This is a genomic window from Peribacillus sp. NPDC006672 (assembly GCF_050274955.1).
Lineage (GTDB): Bacteria > Bacillota > Bacilli > Bacillales > DSM-1321 > Peribacillus.
On record NZ_JBNNOR010000008.1, the window covers coordinates 14,547 to 32,960 of the forward strand.

Below are 18,414 nucleotides of genomic sequence, written 5' to 3' on the forward strand. Positions count from 1 at the left end.
GAGAAACTGGAAATGAAAAAAAAGCTTTCTTTTAGTTTGGTTACGTTGATTGCTGGCTTCATGCTCGCAATTCAATTCAATTTAGTGAATCACCCTGTCGTTTCCGATACAAGGGATATGTGGGAGCTGAAAAATGATTTATTGAAAGAACAGCAGACCCAGGCGGAATTAATAGAGGGTATCAGTAAGCTTGAGGGGAAAATTGCATCCTATGAAACAAAAAAAAATGAGAGTAAAGAAGAAGTATTACGTGACACCCTAACCGAATTAAAGACTGATGCAGGTTTGACCGAAATAAAAGGTAAAGGGGTAATCGTGTCTATACAGCCTATAAAAGAAGATATGCTTCTTGGTAAGAGGGTCGAGTATATTTCACCTGTATTGATCATTCGGCTCATAAATGAAATGTATAGGTTTGGCGCTGACGAAATTTCCATTTCAGGACAAAGGTATATTTCAACATCGGTTATTCGTGATATAAATGGGCAGCCGAAAATAGATGGATACCCTCTAGTTGATTACCCGGTCGAAATGAAGGCAATTACTGTTAATCCAACGAAATTGAAGCAGCGTATTGAAGGATCTGAACTAATGGATGATTTCTTTATAGATAATTTTGAAGTGCAGATTAAGGCACCTTCTGGTGAGTTGACATTGCCGGCCTACCAAAATGCTATTAATGTGGAACATATGGAACCCATTATGGATGGGGGGGAATCGTAATGTGGTTGCCGGTTTTTGGACTCTTGATTGGAATCACTCTTGGTTTTTTGGTGGATTTCGATATCCCCCATGAATATTCAAATTATCTCTCCATTGCCGTGCTTGCTGCTTTTGATACCTTATTTGGAGGCGTACGGGCTCATCTGCAAAATCTTTATGATGAGGTTGTATTTGTAACAGGATTCTTCTTTAATATTATTTTGGCCGCAGGTTTGGCTTTTCTAGGTGTACATCTTGGTGTAGACTTGTATTTAGCCGCAATCTTTGTGTTCGGCGTAAGGCTCTTTCAAAATATCGCCCTGATTAGAAGGATACTAATTGAAAAATGGTCCATTTCCCGGAAAAAGCAGAAAAAAAATCTATAATTTTAAAGGGAATTAAGTTATAAATGACGAATAGTTTATGGCAGTATCTAGTTTAGAAATGATATCAGTTATGTTGAGAAGCGAACAATAAGCACTTGAAAAGAAAAGAATCTACGAGTTTTGTTTAAGAAATAAGACATGGACCGCTTAATATGAAATTAGCGAGTTGTTGTAATCAGTTCTGTTATTTTATAATGAATAAGTCTTTCGATATAAAAATGTTATTCTACTAATACATGTATAAAACTGAAGGAGGTGCCATGGAATGAACAGCAACGAAATATACGTAAGTCTTGACATCGGTACATCCAGTGTAAAAGTTATCATTGGGGAAATGGTCAATGACACATTAAATATAATCGGCGTGGGAAATGTTAAATCAGAAGGGCTCAAAAAGGGTTCGATCGTCGGTATAGATGAAACCGTCCAATCCATTCAAAAGGCTGTCGAACAAGCAGAACGGATGATTGGGATGGAGATAACAAAGGTAATCGTCGGTATAAGTGGAAATCACGTGACGCTACAGCCTTGTCATGGGGTAGTAGCGGTATCCAGTGACAATAAAGAAATTACTGAGCATGACGTTTTCCGTGTTAGGGAAGCGGCGGAGTTAATAACGATACCGTCCGACAGGGAAATTATCGACGTGGTGCCGATTCATTACAAAGTTGATGAACTTGATGAAATCAGTGATCCAAGGGGCATGATAGGTGTTCGGTTGGAAATGAGAGGGATTTTAATCACAGGTCTTCGGACAATTTTACATAATACGCTGCGTTGTGTGGAAAGGGCAGGGTTAGAAATAACCGATATCGCTCTTCAGCCCTTAGCCGCAGGTTCCCTTGTTTTATCCAAGGATGAAAAAGAACTTGGTGTGGCACTTGTCGATATTGGGGGAGGTTCCACGACTCTTGCAATTTTCGAACAAGGCTATTTACAATATACGTCTGTGATACCAATAGGCGGGGAAACACTTACGAAGGATCTTTCAATCGTTCTAAGGACAACGATGGAAGAAGCTGAGAAAATAAAAGTAAAGCATGGACATGCCTTTTATGATGATGCGTCTGAAGATGAAGTATTCCAAATACCGATCATCGGCAGCGACCAGCAGCAGCCCTGCAACCAGTTAATGCTTTCGGATATCATTGAAGCGCGTGTGACCGAAATATTCGAGTTGATTCAAGATGACTTGAGGAGACTGGGCTTCCAGGATATACCGGGCGGCTTCGTGTTGACCGGGGGCGTAGTCAAGATGCCGGGAGTCCTGGAGCTTGCTCAATATGTGTTCCAAAACCGCGTCAGGACAGCTGAACCGAACTACATCGGTGTTAGGGAACCACAATATACGACAGCTGTTGGTCTGATTAAACACGCATGCAAGAAAGAGAGAATGCAAAAAAACACCGCTAATAAAACTCCTGTAGCAGCTGGACAAGCACAAGAAGATAATGACCAGCGCAGCCAAAAAGTTTCTCAGAAAGTCAAAGAGAACACGGCTAAAAATCAAGGTGAAAAAGGTGAATCTAAATTCAAAAAAATCCTGGGTTACTTTTTTGAATAACAATCATTAATAATCGGGAATTTCGTCAAAATAGGAGGATTGTCATGTTGGAGTTTGATTCTAATTTAGAACAATTAGCAACGATAAAAGTAATAGGTGTTGGCGGCGGCGGAAACAATGCGGTAAACAGAATGATCGAGCATGGTGTACAGGGTGTCGAGTTTATTTCTGTCAATACTGACGCACAGGCTCTTAATCTATCAAAAGCAGAAATTAAAATGCAAATCGGTGGGAAGCTTACACGCGGTTTAGGTGCAGGCGCCAATCCGGAGGTAGGAAAAAAAGCTGCAGAAGAAAGCAAAGAGCAGATTGAAGAAGCGCTAAAAGGTGCCGATATGGTATTCGTAACTGCTGGAATGGGCGGCGGTACGGGGACGGGAGCAGCTCCTGTCATCGCTGGCATTGCTAAAGATTTAGGGGCTCTTACAGTGGGTGTTGTTACTCGTCCATTTACTTTCGAAGGCCGAAAACGTGCAACACAGGCACAAGGCGGCATTTCATCCATGAAGGAATCTGTTGACACACTAATCGTCATTCCGAACGACCGTCTTCTTGAAATCGTCGATAAAAGCACGCCGATGCTTGAAGCGTTCCGTGAAGCCGATAATGTTCTTCGTCAAGGGGTACAAGGGATTTCAGATTTAATTGCGGTTCCAGGTCTTATTAACTTGGACTTTGCCGATGTTAAGACCATCATGTCCAACAAAGGCTCCGCTCTTATGGGAATCGGGATTTCCTCCGGGGAAAACCGTGCAGCAGAAGCGGCAAAAAAAGCCATCTCCAGTCCGCTGCTTGAAACATCGATTGATGGTGCCCAAGGCGTACTGATGAATATAACAGGTGGAACGAACCTAAGTCTTTTTGAAGTCCAGGAAGCGGCCGATATCGTGGCTACTGCATCCGATCAAGACGTAAACATGATTTTTGGTTCGGTTATCAATGAGAACCTTAAAGATGAAATCGTCGTTACAGTGATTGCTACAGGCTTTAACGAGGTTGAAGCTTCAATAAGACCTACTGGACGTCCCACACTCGGACAACAGCAGCAATCAAGACCTCAGGCACAACAAACGCCACAGTCAAACGTGAAGCGTGAAGTGAAGAGAGAAGAAGTCAATGAACAACCTGCACGTAATGCCAATCAAGGTGAAGAGGCCTTGGACATTCCAACCTTCCTCCGTAACCGTAATAGACGTCGTTAATATCGACGTCATATGCCGTTCCCATTTGGGGACGGTTTTTTTTGCCGTTAAAAAAATGCCTGCCTAAAAAAGCACTTGGGTCCAATGACTTTGGAATAATGGGGCTTTTCTTGAGCGGTGTCACTCAGTTCGAAGGCTAGCCGAAATCTTATATTAGCATCCTTGATTGATGTCTAAATGTCCCTGTGCGGTGGAAGACCGGTTTCTACTGCATGATGGAGTATCTGGGGCAAGTACCCTCTTTTTGTTAACGGCTAGGGGTCATTAAGTTTTTGTTCGCTTTTCATACGTAAAAGAAAAAAGCATCGAGAAATTATTAAACTTTTATAACATAAATCGACAGAAGTAAAAGGGAGCAGGATAGTCTCTAAGACAGTATTGAAAATATCAATAGCTGTTTTTCTACAAAAAGGGTAAAAATGACTGAAAAACTCTTAAGTTTTCAGTACAAAAAGTGACACACTTTCTTAGGGCAGGTACGCTATACTTTTTGCTAGTGGAAGGTTAGCTCATAAAAGGAGGGGAGGGTGTTTGACCTTATATTTAGATGTGATCTGGTTATTGAATTGGTTATTTGACTGCCTCCTTTTATATTGGACCGCCATCATCCTCAAACGAAGGGTAGCTCTTTGGCGGGTATGCATCGGCGGGCTGATCGGTTCCCTCATTATCGTATTGGCATTCACTCCTTTTTATGCAATTGCCGACCGAGTGTACATGAAGATTTTAGTATCCCTGGTCATGGTGCTGGCAACCTTTGGGTTTAATAGGTTAAAACTTTTCATGAAATCGGTGGCCACTTTATATTTTGTGACGTTTTTATCGGGAGGAATCCTTCTGGGACTTCACTATCTATTTGAATTTCAAATCGTTTCCAAGGACCCTGGTCAATATGCAGGAATCAATCGTTTTGGTGACCCTGTCAGTTGGATATTTGTAATGATTGGGTTCCCGCTCGCTTGGCAATTTTCCAAGAGGACACTTGAAGGGATGGAGATGACAAAGCTTACACATGAACAAATGGTTTCGGTCTCGGTTAAAATTTCTGACTTTGAAGGTACGTTTCATGGATTGGTGGATAGCGGCAATCAATTATATGATCCAATTACACGTTCCCCAGTAATGATCATTTCACTTTCAGGCGGGGAGGCAGGAATTCCAGACGATATGCTAGAGCTCTTTAAAAATCCTGATAACTTGATTAGCCAGGAAGTACAGCCCGAATATTCATGGACTGGTAGAATGCGTGTCATCCCTTTTAAAGTCGTGGGCCATGAACACCAGCTGTTAACCGCAATCAAACCGGATTACATTAAAATCTTAAAAGGAGAAAAAGAATATCATGTCAAGCAGGGTCTCGTATCGTTTACCTTTCAGCAACTCTCTCCCGACAATAGCTATCAATCTATCGTTCACCCGAAAATGTTAACCGGGATACCGGTGCAAAATGCCTCCTGAACTTTTTGATTCACTCTAAATTTAGACCCATAATCCGTTTATTAGAAGGGAGAATTATTTTGAAGAAATTCATTCTTCGGCTCACTTATTTTTGGTACAAACTATTGTTCAAGCTCGGATTGAAAACGGACGAAATATTTTATATAGGAGGTAGTGAGGCACTGCCACCGCCCCTTTCAAAGGAAGAAGAGGCAATACTGATCAATAAATTACCCAAGGGCGATGAAGCTGCACGATCGATCTTAATTGAACGGAACTTAAGGCTGGTTGTTTATATTGCCAGGAAATTTGAAAATACGGGCATCAATATTGAAGATCTAATCAGCATTGGTACCATAGGTTTGATCAAAGCTGTGAATACATTCAATCCTGAAAAGAAAATTAAACTCGCTACATATGCTTCGAGATGCATCGAGAATGAAATATTAATGTATTTACGTAGAAATAATAAAATCCGTTCTGAAGTTTCTTTTGATGAACCCCTGAATATTGATTGGGATGGAAATGAACTTCTGTTATCCGATGTACTTGGAACTGACGATGACATTATTACGAAAGACCTCGAGGCAAACGTTGACCGCAAGCTGTTGACGAAAGCACTTACGCAGTTATCCGAGCGTGAAAAACAGATAATGGAACTCCGTTTTGGACTTGCAGGTGGAGAGGAGAAAACCCAAAAGGATGTTGCCGATATGCTGGGGATTTCCCAATCTTACATTTCACGTTTGGAAAAAAGGATTATTAAGAGGCTTCGAAAAGAATTTAATAAAATGGTGTAAAAAAATAAAGTGGAAAAATGCCAATTAAATCAATACTTTGGCAGCAATAATGAAAAAAAATGGTGATTTTCTGTTCTAGCCATGTGCATATTTTTTCCTCCCGCGGAAATACTGTTTTTTGTACAGCGCTCCTGTGAGGAGGGAATAATTTTGTCTCGTAATAAGGTTGAAATCTGCGGTGTGGATACATCAAAATTACCGGTTTTAAAGAATGAAGAAATGAGAAAACTCTTTAAAGAACTGCAAAATGGCGATATTTCAGCAAGAGAAAAACTGGTAAACGGGAATCTTCGACTCGTTCTAAGCGTCATTCAACGCTTCAACAATCGGGGAGAGTATGTAGATGATCTATTTCAGGTAGGCTGTATAGGGTTGATGAAGTCGATAGATAACTTTGACCTAGGTCAAAATGTTAAGTTTTCAACGTATGCTGTACCGATGATTATTGGAGAAATCAGAAGATATCTTCGTGACAATAATCCTATTCGGGTATCCCGTTCTTTGAGAGACATCGCTTACAAAGCTTTACAGGTAAAAGAAAAGCTCATAAGCCAGACCCTTCGTGAGCCGACAGCTGAAGAAATCGCCAAGGTGTTGGAAGTACCTCATGAAGAAATTGTTTTTGCACTAGATGCTATACAAGATCCAGTTTCCCTTTTTGAACCGATTTATAATGATGGCGGGGATCCGATTTATGTACTCGACCAACTGAGTGATGAAAAAAATAAAGATAGTACCTGGATTGATGAAATAGCTATAAATGAAGGAATGAGACGGTTGAATGACCGGGAAAAAATGATCCTTCGCAAACGTTTCTTCCAAGGAAAGACGCAAATGGAGGTAGCCGAGGAAATTGGCATTTCACAAGCGCAGGTCTCCCGATTGGAAAAAGCGGCAATCAAGCAAATGAATAAAAATATCCAACAGTAGAAGCTGGACATGAGAAAAAGTTAGCTGAAGCGGGTAGGGCAAATGCCGATTACCCGCTTATCAGCAACTTTTCCATAGCGGCTTTTTTATTTTGTGAAAAACCCCTTTCAGAAGGTAAGTCATGAAATGAATGGACGTTTATTTATCGTATTCTTCATCCTTGAGTGAATCATGTCATATACATAGGAATAGGACCAACATCTATGATGAAATTTTGAGGAGCTGAGTGATGTGACCAGGATTTCCGAATTTCAAATTAAGGATATCGTCAATATAGCAGATGGAAAGAAACTGGGTAATATGGCAGATCTTGAAATCAATACGGCCACGGGGAAAATAGAGGCCATCATCGTTTCAAATGGAACAAGGCTAATGGGCTTCTTTGGCAGGGAACAGGATATAGTAATCCCATGGCGCAAAATAAAAAAAATAGGTGCGGATGTCATTCTTGTTGAACATCAGACAGTATTTCAAGCTGAGCTGAAAGATGAACGGTTTTAAGGTACATGGCGCAAATATATGATACACTAGACTAAAAAATAAAGAGGTTTAAAGGATGAAGGAGCCATTTGTTTTAATAAAAGACCAATATATGCTCATTGACAGCTGGAGACAACAAAATCTCCAGCTTGTAGCGGGCTTCACCACAAAGAATGGGGGAGTCAGTTCAGGGGATTTCCAAACATTGAATACCGGTTTTCATGTCGGGGATAAGCTTGAAGATGTCCAGGGAAACCGTAGGATTTTAGCCGATAAGCTGCTGTTTCCGCTTAATGAATGGGTAGGGGCCGAGCAGACGCATGAAACGAAAATCCATCAGGTTACCGAACGCGATGGCGGGAGGGGTGCAATGGATTATGGTTCAGCCTTTAAAGCAACTGACGGATTCTATACGAAGGATCAAAATGTTTTATTGACTCTTTGCTATGCGGACTGCGTGCCTTTATACTTTCTTGCTCCGGCACATGGGATGATTGGGGTGGCACATGCCGGCTGGAAGGGTACGGTTAATGGAATTGCACGAAAAATGGTTGAAGCATGGCTAAATGAGGGTATAAAGGCAACGGAGATATTTGCTGTTATTGGGCCGTCGATTTGTTCAAAGTGCTATGTAGTTGATGCTAAAGTCATCGATTTAGTGCAGAATTTGCTGGTAGATAATGACGAAAAGCCCTATAATTTAATCAGTGAAGGACAATATCGATTGGATCTTAAGCAACTTAATGCATTGATTCTTCAAAAATCAGGAATTCCAAAAAGTCAGATCGACGTTTCATCATACTGTACAAGCTGTGATCATGAATTGTTTTTTTCACATCGCCGTGATAACGGAAAGACAGGTAGATTGATGAGTTTTATCGGTTGGAAGGAGGATTTAGGGTAACAGTGAAAGTAGTGGACAATTTAAAAAACATCGAAGAAAAAATAAATATAGCATGTGAAAATAGTGGAAGGGACCGTAAAGATATAAAGTTAATCGCTGTGACAAAATATGTTTCGGTCGAGAGAGCAAAGGAAGCATTGGAAGCGGGAATAAGCGATTTGGGTGAAAACCGTGACGAAGGGCTATTGAATAAATATGAAGTGCTGAAGGACAAGCCCAACTGGCATTATATTGGCTCAATGCAAACACGTAAAGTAAAAAATGTCATCGATAAAATTGCGTATATCCATTCGTTGGATCGCATTTCTTTGGCAGAAGAAATTCAAAAACGCGCAAATGAGCCGATAAACTGTTTAGTGCAGGTGAACGTTTCAGGTGAAGAATCAAAACATGGCTTGAATCCTGAAGCGACAATGGATTTCATAAAAGGGTTATCTCATTTTGATATGGTGAATGTTGCAGGATTGATGACGATGGCTCCATTGACTGATGATGAACAGGTTTTGCGGGAGTGCTTCCGGAAACTGAAGGGCCTCCAGGTGGAAATACAAAATGCCGGTTTGAAGCATGCTCCCTGCATTGAATTGTCCATGGGGATGTCCAATGATTTCATGATTGCCATTGAGGAAGGCGCTACAATGATTAGGATTGGTACTGCACTTGTAGGCGAATAATTTTAAGGAGGTACGCTAAAGATGTCGTTCGTATCAAAATTTAAATCTTATTTCGCGCTGGATGATGAGTATGAGTACAAGGATGAAGTGATGGAAGAAGAGGAGGCTGAACCTAAAGTCGTGAAGTCAGCTAAACACCAGCAGCCCGCTTCTGCAGGGAATAATACCAATCAGAATATCGTAAGTTTGCAAAGCGTACAGAAATCTTCTAAAGTAGTATTATTGGAACCTCGAGCTTATGCAGAAGCCCAGGAGGTAGCTGACCATTTAAAAAATAGACGTGCAGTAGTTGTGAACCTTCAACGAATCCAGCATGATCAAGGAAAGCGAATCATCGATTTTCTAAGTGGGACTGTCTATGCAATCAGCGGGGACATCCAAAAAATCGGAACAGATATATTCTTATGTACCCCAGACAACGTCGATGTTTCCGGTAATATTACCGGCTTCGCCGCCGATGAGGAGTACGAAGAAGCGAGGTGGTAATGGTTAATGGGTTTAGTGCTTCAAGGTTTAAATTATTTAATTGAATTTTATTCAATGGCATTAATCGTTTACATATTGATGTCATGGTTCCCCAACGCAAGGGAGACATCGATTGGTCAATTCCTGGAAAAGATTTGCGAACCGTATTTAGAACCGTTCAGAAAGTTCATACCGCCACTCGGCATGATCGATCTTTCACCGCTTGTGGCCCTGCTGGTGCTTAACTTTGCCAGCGGTTATGGAATCTATTACCTACAGACTTTAATAGGATGATTAACAAAAATTATCCTGAAAGCATCTTACTACACAGGCGGAAAATTTCCGCTGTGTAGTAGCAACGAAGAACAATTTAATCAATTTCTTATGATCGACCATTAATTTGATAACTAAGGAGCATTTATTCAATCATGAGTATTTATCAGCATTTCAGGCCTGAGGAAAAAGATTTTATTGATCAGGCAATGAATTGGATTGATCAGGTCAAGAATTCCTACGCTCCGAAACTATCTGATTTTCTTGATCCGCGCCAGCAGGAAATCCTTACTTCCTTATTAGGGAATGACCCGGATGCGAAACTGCAATTTAATGGCGGAAGCGATTTCGTAGAGCGAAAGCGTGTGCTCATTTTCCCTGATTATTACTCTCCTGAACCATCGGATTTCAATATCTCCTTATACGATATCTCCTATCCAAAAAAGTTTGTTACGCTTGAACATAGGCAAATACTTGGAAGCTTGATGTCACTAGGGGTAAAACGTGAAAAATTTGGTGATATAATAGTGACGGAGGAGCATATTCAATTTATTGCTGCCGGAGAGATGGATTTATACCTCACAGGAAACCTGGAGAAAATAGGTAGCGCTTCCGTTTCCATCAAAAGGCTTCCAATCGAGAATATCATTCAAGTTAATGAAAAATGGGAAGAGCAAGTCACCACAGTCAGTTCCCTTAGGCTTGATAGTGTGCTATCGTCCGTCCTGAATATGTCCCGTCAAAAAACGCAGGCCTTGATAACATCAGGAAAAGTAAAGGTCAATTTCAAGCAATCGGAAAACGTCTCGGAAGAGTGCCGTGAGGGTGATACACTTTCTATCAGAGGTTTTGGCAGATGTAAAATAGCTTCAATTGATGGAAAAACCAAGAAGGATAAGTGGAGAATCTCGTTAGGCAGACAAAAATAATTCAATATCAAGCAGGATTCATACATTTATTGTCGAATATAGAGTTTTAACATACTAGAGTAGAAACCGTTCTGGAGGTGCCGTAATGCCCTTAACCCCGATAGATATACATAACAAGGAATTTAACAAAGTATTTCGAGGGTATGATGAAGATGAAGTAAATGAATTTCTCGATCAGGTCATTAAGGATTATGAATTGATTTTGAGGGAGAAGAAAGAACTTGAAGATAAGCTGAACGAGACTTATGATCGTTTGGGACATTTTACGACAATCGAGGGTACACTTAATAAGTCGATTATTGTCGCACAGGAGGCAGCCGAAGAATTAAGGCGCAATGCCCAAAAAGAAGCGAAACTGATCATAAAGGAAGCAGAGAAAAATGCGGACCGGATCGTCAATGAGTCACTTGTGAAAGCAAGGAAAATAGCGATGGATATCGAAGATTTGAAAAAGCAATCCAAAGTATTCCGGACACGTTTTAAAATGCTTGTCGGAGCACAGCTGGATTTGCTGGACAATGACGATTGGGACCATCTTCTTGATTATGAAGTAGATGCGACTGAAATAGAATTAAATGAGAGAGTGGAAGAGGAAATTTAAACGATTCCTTGACTTTGAACACTTTTTTCGCATATAATTTTTTAACAATACTATTCATTATGACATTAGACGATGACAGGGAAAGTAAATTCTTCACACACTTATTTTTAGCGAACCGGGGATGGTGAAAGCCCGGAATAAGCGAAGATATTGAAGATCACCCTTGAGTTCTGAGTTGAACCTGCTTTTGCAGTAAGTAAATGAAGCGTTTCATTCACGTTACGAATGTTCGAGAGGTTGGATTCACTTTGTGAATCTTTCTAACCAGGGTGGTACCGCGGGAAGCAAAGCTTTCTCGTCCCTTTTTTAGGGATGAGAGGGCTTTTTATTTTGGCCGGATATCAAGTCATCGGTTCGAATGAATTTTTGTAAAGACGGATGGAGGATTTTATTATGGAATACAAAGATACCTTATTGATGCCTAAAACTGAATTTCCAATGCGGGGGAATTTACCGAAACGTGAGCCGGAAATCCAAGAAAAATGGAAAGAAATGAACATCTATAAAAAAGTGCAAGAACAAACGGAAGGACGGCCTTTATTCATTTTACATGATGGACCACCATATGCTAACGGTGATATCCATATGGGCCATGCAATGAATAAGGTTTTAAAGGATTTCATTGTCCGATTTAAATCAATGAGCGGTTTTCAAGCACCGTATGTACCTGGCTGGGATACGCATGGCCTTCCAATCGAAACGGCATTGACAAAAAAAGGCGTGAAACGGAAAGAAATGAGCGTTGCCGAATTCAGAAAGCTTTGTGAAGAATATGCTTATGTTCAGATTAACAATCAACGTGAGCAGTTTAAGAGAATTGGGGTCCGTGGTGATTGGGATAATCCTTATATCACATTAAAGCCTGAATATGAAGCACAGCAAATCAAGGTCTTCGGTGAAATGGCGACAAAAGGCTATATTTATAAAGGGAAAAAACCTGTTTACTGGTCTCCATCAAGTGAATCGGCCCTTGCCGAAGCTGAAATTGAGTATCAAGACAAACGTTCTGCATCGATCTATGTTGCTTTTGAAGTCACAGATGGCAAAGGTGTAATCGAAGAAGGCGTAAAGATCATCATCTGGACGACAACTCCTTGGACGATTCCGGCTAACCTTGGTATCTCATTGCATCCGCAATTAAATTACGTAGTAGTGGCTGTCGAAAATGAAAAATTCTTAATTGCCGAAGCGCTACTTGAATCGGTTACAGAAACTTTAGGCTGGGATAACCCGTCTATCATGAAAACAGTAAAAGGGAGCGAGTTGGACCGCGCTGTTGCCAAACACCCTCTTTATGACCGCGAATCTTTAGTGATGTTGGGTGAGCACGTAACAACTGAAGCTGGTACGGGTTGTGTTCATACTGCACCTGGACATGGTGAAGATGACTTTATCATTGGCCAAAAATACGGCTTGGACGTACTTTGTCCTGTAGATGAAAAAGGAGTCATGACGGAAGAGGCAGGAGAATTTGCTGGATTATTTTATGATCAAGCGAATAAACCAATTACTGAAAAATTAACAGAAGCAGGCGCGTTATTGAACTTGACGTTCATTACACACTCTTATCCACATGACTGGCGGACGAAGAAACCAACAATCTTCCGTGCAACAGCACAATGGTTCGCGTCAATCAAAGACTTCCGCGGTGAACTTCTGGAAGCAATTGAAGAAACCAAATGGGTACCCGCTTGGGGTGAAACGCGTCTATTCAATATGGTCCGTGACCGCGGGGATTGGTGTATTTCCCGTCAACGTGCATGGGGCGTGCCGATTCCAGTCATTTATGCAGAAAATGGCGAGCCGATCATTACGGATGAAACCATCAACCATATTTCAAACCTATTCCGCGAACACGGTTCAAACATCTGGTTTGAGCGTGAAGCGAAAGAACTTCTGCCTGAAGGCTATACACATGAAGGCAGCCCGAATGGTATCTTTACAAAAGAAACGGATATCATGGATGTATGGTTCGACTCCGGTTCTTCTCATCAGGCGGTACTTGAAGAAAGAGACGACCTGCAGCGCCCTGCAGACCTTTATTTAGAAGGTTCCGATCAATACCGCGGCTGGTTTAACTCATCACTTTCAACAAGTGTTGCGGTTACAGGCAAAGCGCCATATAAAGGCGTGCTGAGCCACGGGTTCGCATTGGATGGCGAAGGTCGTAAAATGAGTAAGTCGATTGGGAACGTCGTCCTGCCATCTAAGGTCATGAACCAACTTGGTGCAGATATTTTACGCCTTTGGGTTGCTTCGGTGGATTACCAATCGGATGTCAGGGTTTCCGATCCTATTTTAAAACAAGTTTCAGAAGTGTACCGGAAAATCCGTAATACATTCCGCTTCTTGTTAGGGAACTTGGATGGATTCAATCCAGAAACCGATAAAGTGGCAGTCCAAGAATTACCTGAAGTCGACCGATACATGCTAGTTAAATTGAATAAGTTGATCACACAGTCGAAGCTAAGTTATGAAAATTATGAGTTTGCCACAATTTATAATATGGTCAATAATTTCTGCACACAGGATTTAAGTTCGTTCTACCTTGATTATGCGAAAGACATTCTTTATTGTGAAGCACCAAATGGTAAAGAGCGTTTGGCCATTCAAACGGTTCTTTACGAATCATTGGTCAGCTTAACGAAATTGGTGTCACCAATCCTTTCTCATACAGCTGATGAAGTATGGGCTTTCATTCCGGGAGTAATGGATGAAAGTGTACAGTTGACATTGATGCCTGAGGAAATTTCCATCGATGATGCTGAAATCATTGAAGAAAAATGGACGGCATTCATGAATGTCCGTGATAATGTACTGAAAGCATTAGAAGAAGCCCGGAACCAAAAAGTCATCGGAAAATCACTGAACGCAAAAGTGATGGTATATGTTAATGAAGAAACGAAGAATTTGCTTGATAGCATTAAGGAAAGCTTTGAACAGTTATTCATCGTTTCCGAATTTGAAATCGCTGGCGATGTGACAAATGCCCCGGCAGAAGCGGTTAAACTTGAGGATATCGCGATCCTTGTTACAAAAGCAGAAGGTGAAACGTGTGAACGTTGCTGGAATGTTTCGAAAGAAGTAGGTCAAGTGGAAGAACATCCAACACTTTGCCCACGTTGTGCAACAGTCGTGAAGGAGCATTATGTGAATCAATAATTCCAAAAGGAAGGCCGGTCCCTAATGAAGGGATCGGCTTTTTTATGGGAATGAGAACAGATAAGGCTAAAAACATTTTTAGAAATATAGCATCCTGCATTAGGGGATGTTGATCTTTTCTTAATTACCCAATATTATCCCATGATATAAAAACAGACTTCTGTTTTTCGTATTAGTTATTATTTCTAGTTTATGCTACAATTCAAAAGTGAAGATTTGATTAGTTTGGGGGAAAAAGTGTGTTTTATTATTTAATAGCCCTTTTGGTCATAGCTTTCGATCAGCTGACAAAATGGATGATTGTGCAAAAAATGGAGTACGGAGAAAGCATTGAAATTATTGAAAACCTTCTATATATCACCTCGCATCGTAATCGTGGGGCAGCATGGGGAATTCTACAAGGTCAAATGTGGTTTTTCTACATCATCACCATCGCTGTCATTATTGGACTTGTCTATTATATTCAGAAAATGGCGAAGGAAAGCCGTTTGCTTGGAGTTGCACTTGCTCTCATGCTAGGCGGTGCGATTGGTAATTTCATCGATCGTGTTGCTCGTCAGGGAGTAGTGGATTTCGTTCATACCTATATTTTCAGCTACAGTTTCCCGGTATTTAATGTTGCTGATGCTGCGCTTTCAATTGGTGTCGGACTGCTCGTGATTCATATGTTTTTAGAAGAAAAAAAAGGTAAGGAGAAAGATAATGGATAAAAGGTTATACAGCATCGATGAAACACTAAAAGGAGTTAGGATTGATAAGGCTCTTTCCACTTTGAATGAGGAATGGTCACGTACTCAAGTCCAGCAATGGATTAAAGATGACCATGTTTTAGTAAATGGCTCGGCTATAAAGACGAATTACAAAGCTATTCCTGGCGATACGATCGAAGTAACGATTCCTGAACTTGAGGAATTGGATGCAGTCGCTGAAGAAATGAATTTGGACATCTATTATGAAGATGCAGATGTGCTGGTTGTTAATAAACCGAGCGGTATGGTTGTCCACCCTGCTCCAGGGCATGTATCAGGCACGCTTGTAAATGGCTTGATGGCTCACTGCAACGATCTTTCTGGAATCAACGGTGTGATGCGGCCTGGAATCGTCCATCGAATCGACAAAGATACATCAGGACTATTGATGGTTGCAAAAAATGATATGGCACATGAAAAACTTGTGCAGCAGCTTGTTGACAAAACGGTTACCCGTAAGTATCAAGCTGTAGTTCATGGAGTGATCCCTCATGACTTCGGAACTATCGATGCACCGATAGGCCGGGATAAAAAGGATCGCCAAAGCATGACTGTCACAGATTCAAACTCCAAAAATGCTGTTACACATTTCCGGGTCATTGAACGTTTCAATGCATTCACTTTGGTGGAATGCCAGCTTGAAACAGGCAGGACGCATCAAATCCGTGTTCACATGAAATACATTGGGTTCCCACTTGCAGGAGATCCGAAATATGGTCCGAAAAAGACCCTGAAATTAGATGGACAAGCATTGCACGCCGGTCTTCTTGGTTTCATTCATCCACGTACAAATGAGTATATGGAATTCGAAGCTCCGATTCCGGAAGAGTTTGAAAACCTAATTAATCAATTGCGTAGAAGTAAGGATTGACAAATACGTTTTTCTGATATATTATAATAACAACTTAATAAGAACCTTTAACACAGTTCAGAGAGACTGAGAAGGAAACGGATGCGCAAAGTGGGGTAATTCTACCCATGGCGATAAAATCCTCATGCCTTCTTGGTGTGAGGATTTTTTGTTGAAGAAAACCAATCAGAAATAAGGAATCGGGGTGGCCGACATGTTGAATGAGAAAGCCATAGTACTTGATGAACAGGCCATTAGCAGAGCCTTGACGAGAATTGCTCATGAAATTATTGAAAAAAATAAGGGTATTGAGGATTGCGTCTTAATCGGGATCCGTACACGCGGGATTTTCCTTGCCGACCGGCTTGCAAAGCGCATCAATCAAATAGAAGGTAAGGAAATAGAGCTGGGTGAACTGGATATTACACTTTATCGCGATGACCTCTCGAAAAAGTCCAATGATGGGGAACCCGTCGTAAAAGGTTCAGACATTCCGGTCAATATCAGCAACAAGAAAGTGATTTTAGTGGATGATGTTCTTTTTACCGGCAGAACCGTTAGGGCGGCAATGGATGCTCTGGTGGATTTGGGAAGACCTTCGCAAATCCAGCTCGCGGTATTAGTTGACAGGGGACATAGGGAACTGCCGATACGTGCGGATTTCGTCGGGAAAAACGTTCCGACTTCCCAATCTGAAAAAATTACAGTTGCTTTAACAGAAGTAGATGAAGTAGATCAAGTCACTATATTAGAAAAATAAACAACATGAAAATTTCATATAACCCTTTTAAAGACAGTCCAGAGAGGCTGGCAAAGGGAGTCAATCGGGAGAGTTGTGTCTATGCATAGGCATTCCGCCTTCTGAGAAACCCTCTTTGTATATACTGCAAAGAGGGTTTTTGCAGTTTTGATGCAATTTTCATGAGGGGGATACGAATATGGAAGAAGCAAAAAGGGACGTCGTACTTGATGTTGAAGACGTACCTAGAGTTGGCCAGTGGATTACATTAAGTATCCAGCACCTATTCGCAATGTTCGGTGCAACTGTACTGGTGCCATTCTTGGTGGGGTTAAGCCCGGCGGTAGCATTGGTTTCAAGCGGATTAGGAACACTTTCATACTTATTGATTACCAAAGGTCAAATTCCTGCTTATCTCGGTTCATCTTTCGCCTTCATTACGCCAATCATTGCGGCAAAGGCTTTAGGAGGACCGGAAGCGGCCATGATCGGCTGCTTTGCAGCAGGGTTCATATATGGGATAGTAGCTTTGATTATCCAAAAAGTAGGATTGCGCTGGTTAATGAATTTGCTTCCTCCGGTTGTGGTTGGTCCGGTCATTATCGTAATCGGATTAAGCCTAGCTGGAACGGCCGTAGACATGGCGATGTATGATCCGCAAAAAAATTACAGTGTCACATATATTATAATAGCGCTAATAACTTTAGCGGTAACCATCATCTGCAACGTGTTCTTTAAAGGATTCATTAACTTAATTCCTATATTAATGGGGATCATAGTGGGCTACAGTTGTTCGGCTGTAGCAGGAATAATAGATTATGAACCAATCAAGTCGGCTAAATGGTGGGAAATGCCTGATTTCATGTTTCCCTATGTAACCTATACACCGACCTTTTCATGGGAAGTCATTGCCATCATGGTCCCTGTGGCCGTCGTCACTTTATCAGAACATATCGGGCACCAGATGGTACTGAGTAAAGTAGTCGGAAGGAATTTTTTGGAAAAGCCCGGTTTGCATCGCTCGATTTTAGGAGATGGGGCAGGAATCATGATTGGTTCCTTCATCGGTGGGCCACCGCTGACATCATACGGTGAAAATATTGGGGTCCTGACCATGACAAAGGCATTTAGTGTTTATATCATCGGAGGGGCAGCGTTAACTGCAATCATCTTTGGCTTTAACGGTAAGATTTCAGCAGTCATCAGCTCGATACCTACAGCAGTGATGGGCGGCATTTCCATCTTACTCTTCGGTATCATCGCATCAAGTGGATTAAGGATGCTGATTGATAATAAGGTTGATTTTGACAAGAAAAGAAACCTGATGATAGCTTCAGTCATACTGGTGTTAGGAATCGGAGGCGCGTTCGTACAACTATCGGAAACAGTATCGCTTTCCGGCATGGCACTTTCAGCCATCGTCGGGATCCTTCTTAACTTGATTCTTCCGGACCGGGAAAAAATATCCGGAGACATCTTTGAAAAATAAGTGAAACTGCATCAAACAATAGATCACCTTTTAAAAGAAGTCCAGAGAGGCTTAAAAGGGTGTTGCTATAAAGATGAA

The 18,414-nt window shown here is 41.3% G+C and carries 19 protein-coding genes and 1 other annotated feature; all 19 genes read left to right on the plus strand.

Annotated elements, in window-relative coordinates:
• Positions 1–12: 12 nt before the first annotated feature.
• The 19 genes from ACQKKK_RS14270 to ACQKKK_RS14360 all read left to right on the plus strand — a co-directional run bounded on the left by ACQKKK_RS14270 (position 13) and on the right by ACQKKK_RS14360 (position 18,336).
• On the plus strand, positions 13–723 hold the full coding sequence (locus tag ACQKKK_RS14270) for a DUF881 domain-containing protein (protein ID WP_427616797.1): 711 nt from the start codon (positions 13–15) through the stop codon (positions 721–723).
• Positions 723–1,088, plus strand: coding sequence for a small basic family protein (locus tag ACQKKK_RS14275; RefSeq protein ID WP_427616798.1), 366 nt, complete (start codon positions 723–725; stop codon positions 1,086–1,088). The genes ACQKKK_RS14270 and ACQKKK_RS14275 overlap by 1 nt, the downstream gene beginning before the upstream one ends.
• Positions 1,089–1,353: 265 nt before the next feature.
• Positions 1,354–2,652: a cell division protein FtsA gene (gene ftsA, locus ACQKKK_RS14280; protein WP_427616799.1), complete on the plus strand. Its 1,299-nt coding sequence runs from the start codon at positions 1,354–1,356 to the stop codon at positions 2,650–2,652.
• Positions 2,653–2,696: 44 nt separating this feature from the next.
• The gene (gene ftsZ / locus ACQKKK_RS14285) at positions 2,697–3,854 is read left to right on the plus strand and encodes a cell division protein FtsZ (protein WP_061462334.1); all 1,158 of its coding nucleotides are present in this window, start codon (positions 2,697–2,699) and stop codon (positions 3,852–3,854) included.
• Positions 3,855–4,385: 531 nt separating this feature from the next.
• Positions 4,386–5,312: a sigma-E processing peptidase SpoIIGA gene (gene spoIIGA / locus ACQKKK_RS14290; RefSeq protein ID WP_427616800.1), complete on the plus strand. Its 927-nt coding sequence runs from the start codon at positions 4,386–4,388 to the stop codon at positions 5,310–5,312.
• A gap of 59 nt (positions 5,313–5,371) precedes the next feature.
• On the plus strand, positions 5,372–6,091 hold the full coding sequence (gene sigE, locus ACQKKK_RS14295) for an RNA polymerase sporulation sigma factor SigE (RefSeq protein WP_053345247.1): 720 nt from the start codon (positions 5,372–5,374) through the stop codon (positions 6,089–6,091).
• Between the two features lie 150 nt (positions 6,092–6,241).
• Entirely contained in the window at positions 6,242–7,021 is a 780-nt protein-coding gene (gene sigG, locus ACQKKK_RS14300) for an RNA polymerase sporulation sigma factor SigG (RefSeq protein ID WP_061462336.1), read from the plus strand.
• 231 nt (positions 7,022–7,252) lie between these two features.
• A complete protein-coding gene (locus ACQKKK_RS14305) occupies positions 7,253–7,522 on the plus strand; it encodes a YlmC/YmxH family sporulation protein (protein WP_427616801.1) in 270 nt (89 codons plus the stop codon).
• 55 nt (positions 7,523–7,577) lie between these two features.
• Positions 7,578–8,405: a peptidoglycan editing factor PgeF gene (gene pgeF, locus ACQKKK_RS14310; RefSeq protein ID WP_427616802.1), complete on the plus strand. Its 828-nt coding sequence runs from the start codon at positions 7,578–7,580 to the stop codon at positions 8,403–8,405.
• A gap of 2 nt (positions 8,406–8,407) precedes the next feature.
• Positions 8,408–9,079, plus strand: a complete 672-nt coding sequence (locus ACQKKK_RS14315; protein WP_427616803.1) for a YggS family pyridoxal phosphate-dependent enzyme — start codon at positions 8,408–8,410, stop codon at positions 9,077–9,079.
• A 21-nt stretch (positions 9,080–9,100) separates the two neighbouring features.
• Positions 9,101–9,565, plus strand: a complete 465-nt coding sequence (locus tag ACQKKK_RS14320; RefSeq protein WP_427616804.1) for a cell division protein SepF — start codon at positions 9,101–9,103, stop codon at positions 9,563–9,565.
• 6 nt (positions 9,566–9,571) lie between these two features.
• Positions 9,572–9,838 (plus strand): YggT family protein, encoded by a 267-nt coding sequence (locus tag ACQKKK_RS14325; RefSeq protein WP_427616805.1) that lies wholly within the window; start codon positions 9,572–9,574, stop codon positions 9,836–9,838.
• Between the two features lie 134 nt (positions 9,839–9,972).
• A complete protein-coding gene (locus ACQKKK_RS14330; protein WP_427616806.1) occupies positions 9,973–10,746 on the plus strand; it encodes an RNA-binding protein in 774 nt (257 codons plus the stop codon).
• 85 nt (positions 10,747–10,831) lie between these two features.
• The gene (locus tag ACQKKK_RS14335; protein ID WP_061144556.1) at positions 10,832–11,347 is read left to right on the plus strand and encodes a DivIVA domain-containing protein; all 516 of its coding nucleotides are present in this window, start codon (positions 10,832–10,834) and stop codon (positions 11,345–11,347) included.
• A gap of 63 nt (positions 11,348–11,410) precedes the next feature.
• Positions 11,411–11,653: a binding site (T-box leader), on the plus strand.
• An 87-nt stretch (positions 11,654–11,740) separates the two neighbouring features.
• The gene (gene ileS, locus ACQKKK_RS14340) at positions 11,741–14,509 is read left to right on the plus strand and encodes an isoleucine--tRNA ligase (protein WP_427616807.1); all 2,769 of its coding nucleotides are present in this window, start codon (positions 11,741–11,743) and stop codon (positions 14,507–14,509) included.
• 239 nt (positions 14,510–14,748) lie between these two features.
• Complete coding sequence (lspA, locus tag ACQKKK_RS14345; protein WP_427616808.1) at positions 14,749–15,219, plus strand: signal peptidase II; 471 nt, start codon at positions 14,749–14,751, stop codon at positions 15,217–15,219.
• Positions 15,212–16,129: an RluA family pseudouridine synthase gene (locus tag ACQKKK_RS14350; protein ID WP_427616809.1), complete on the plus strand. Its 918-nt coding sequence runs from the start codon at positions 15,212–15,214 to the stop codon at positions 16,127–16,129. The genes lspA and ACQKKK_RS14350 overlap by 8 nt, the downstream gene beginning before the upstream one ends.
• 193 nt (positions 16,130–16,322) lie before the next feature.
• A complete protein-coding gene (gene pyrR, locus ACQKKK_RS14355) occupies positions 16,323–16,868 on the plus strand; it encodes a bifunctional pyr operon transcriptional regulator/uracil phosphoribosyltransferase PyrR (RefSeq protein WP_427616810.1) in 546 nt (181 codons plus the stop codon).
• Between the two features lie 178 nt (positions 16,869–17,046).
• The gene (locus tag ACQKKK_RS14360; RefSeq protein ID WP_427616811.1) at positions 17,047–18,336 is read left to right on the plus strand and encodes a solute carrier family 23 protein; all 1,290 of its coding nucleotides are present in this window, start codon (positions 17,047–17,049) and stop codon (positions 18,334–18,336) included.
• Positions 18,337–18,414 lie beyond the last annotated feature (78 nt).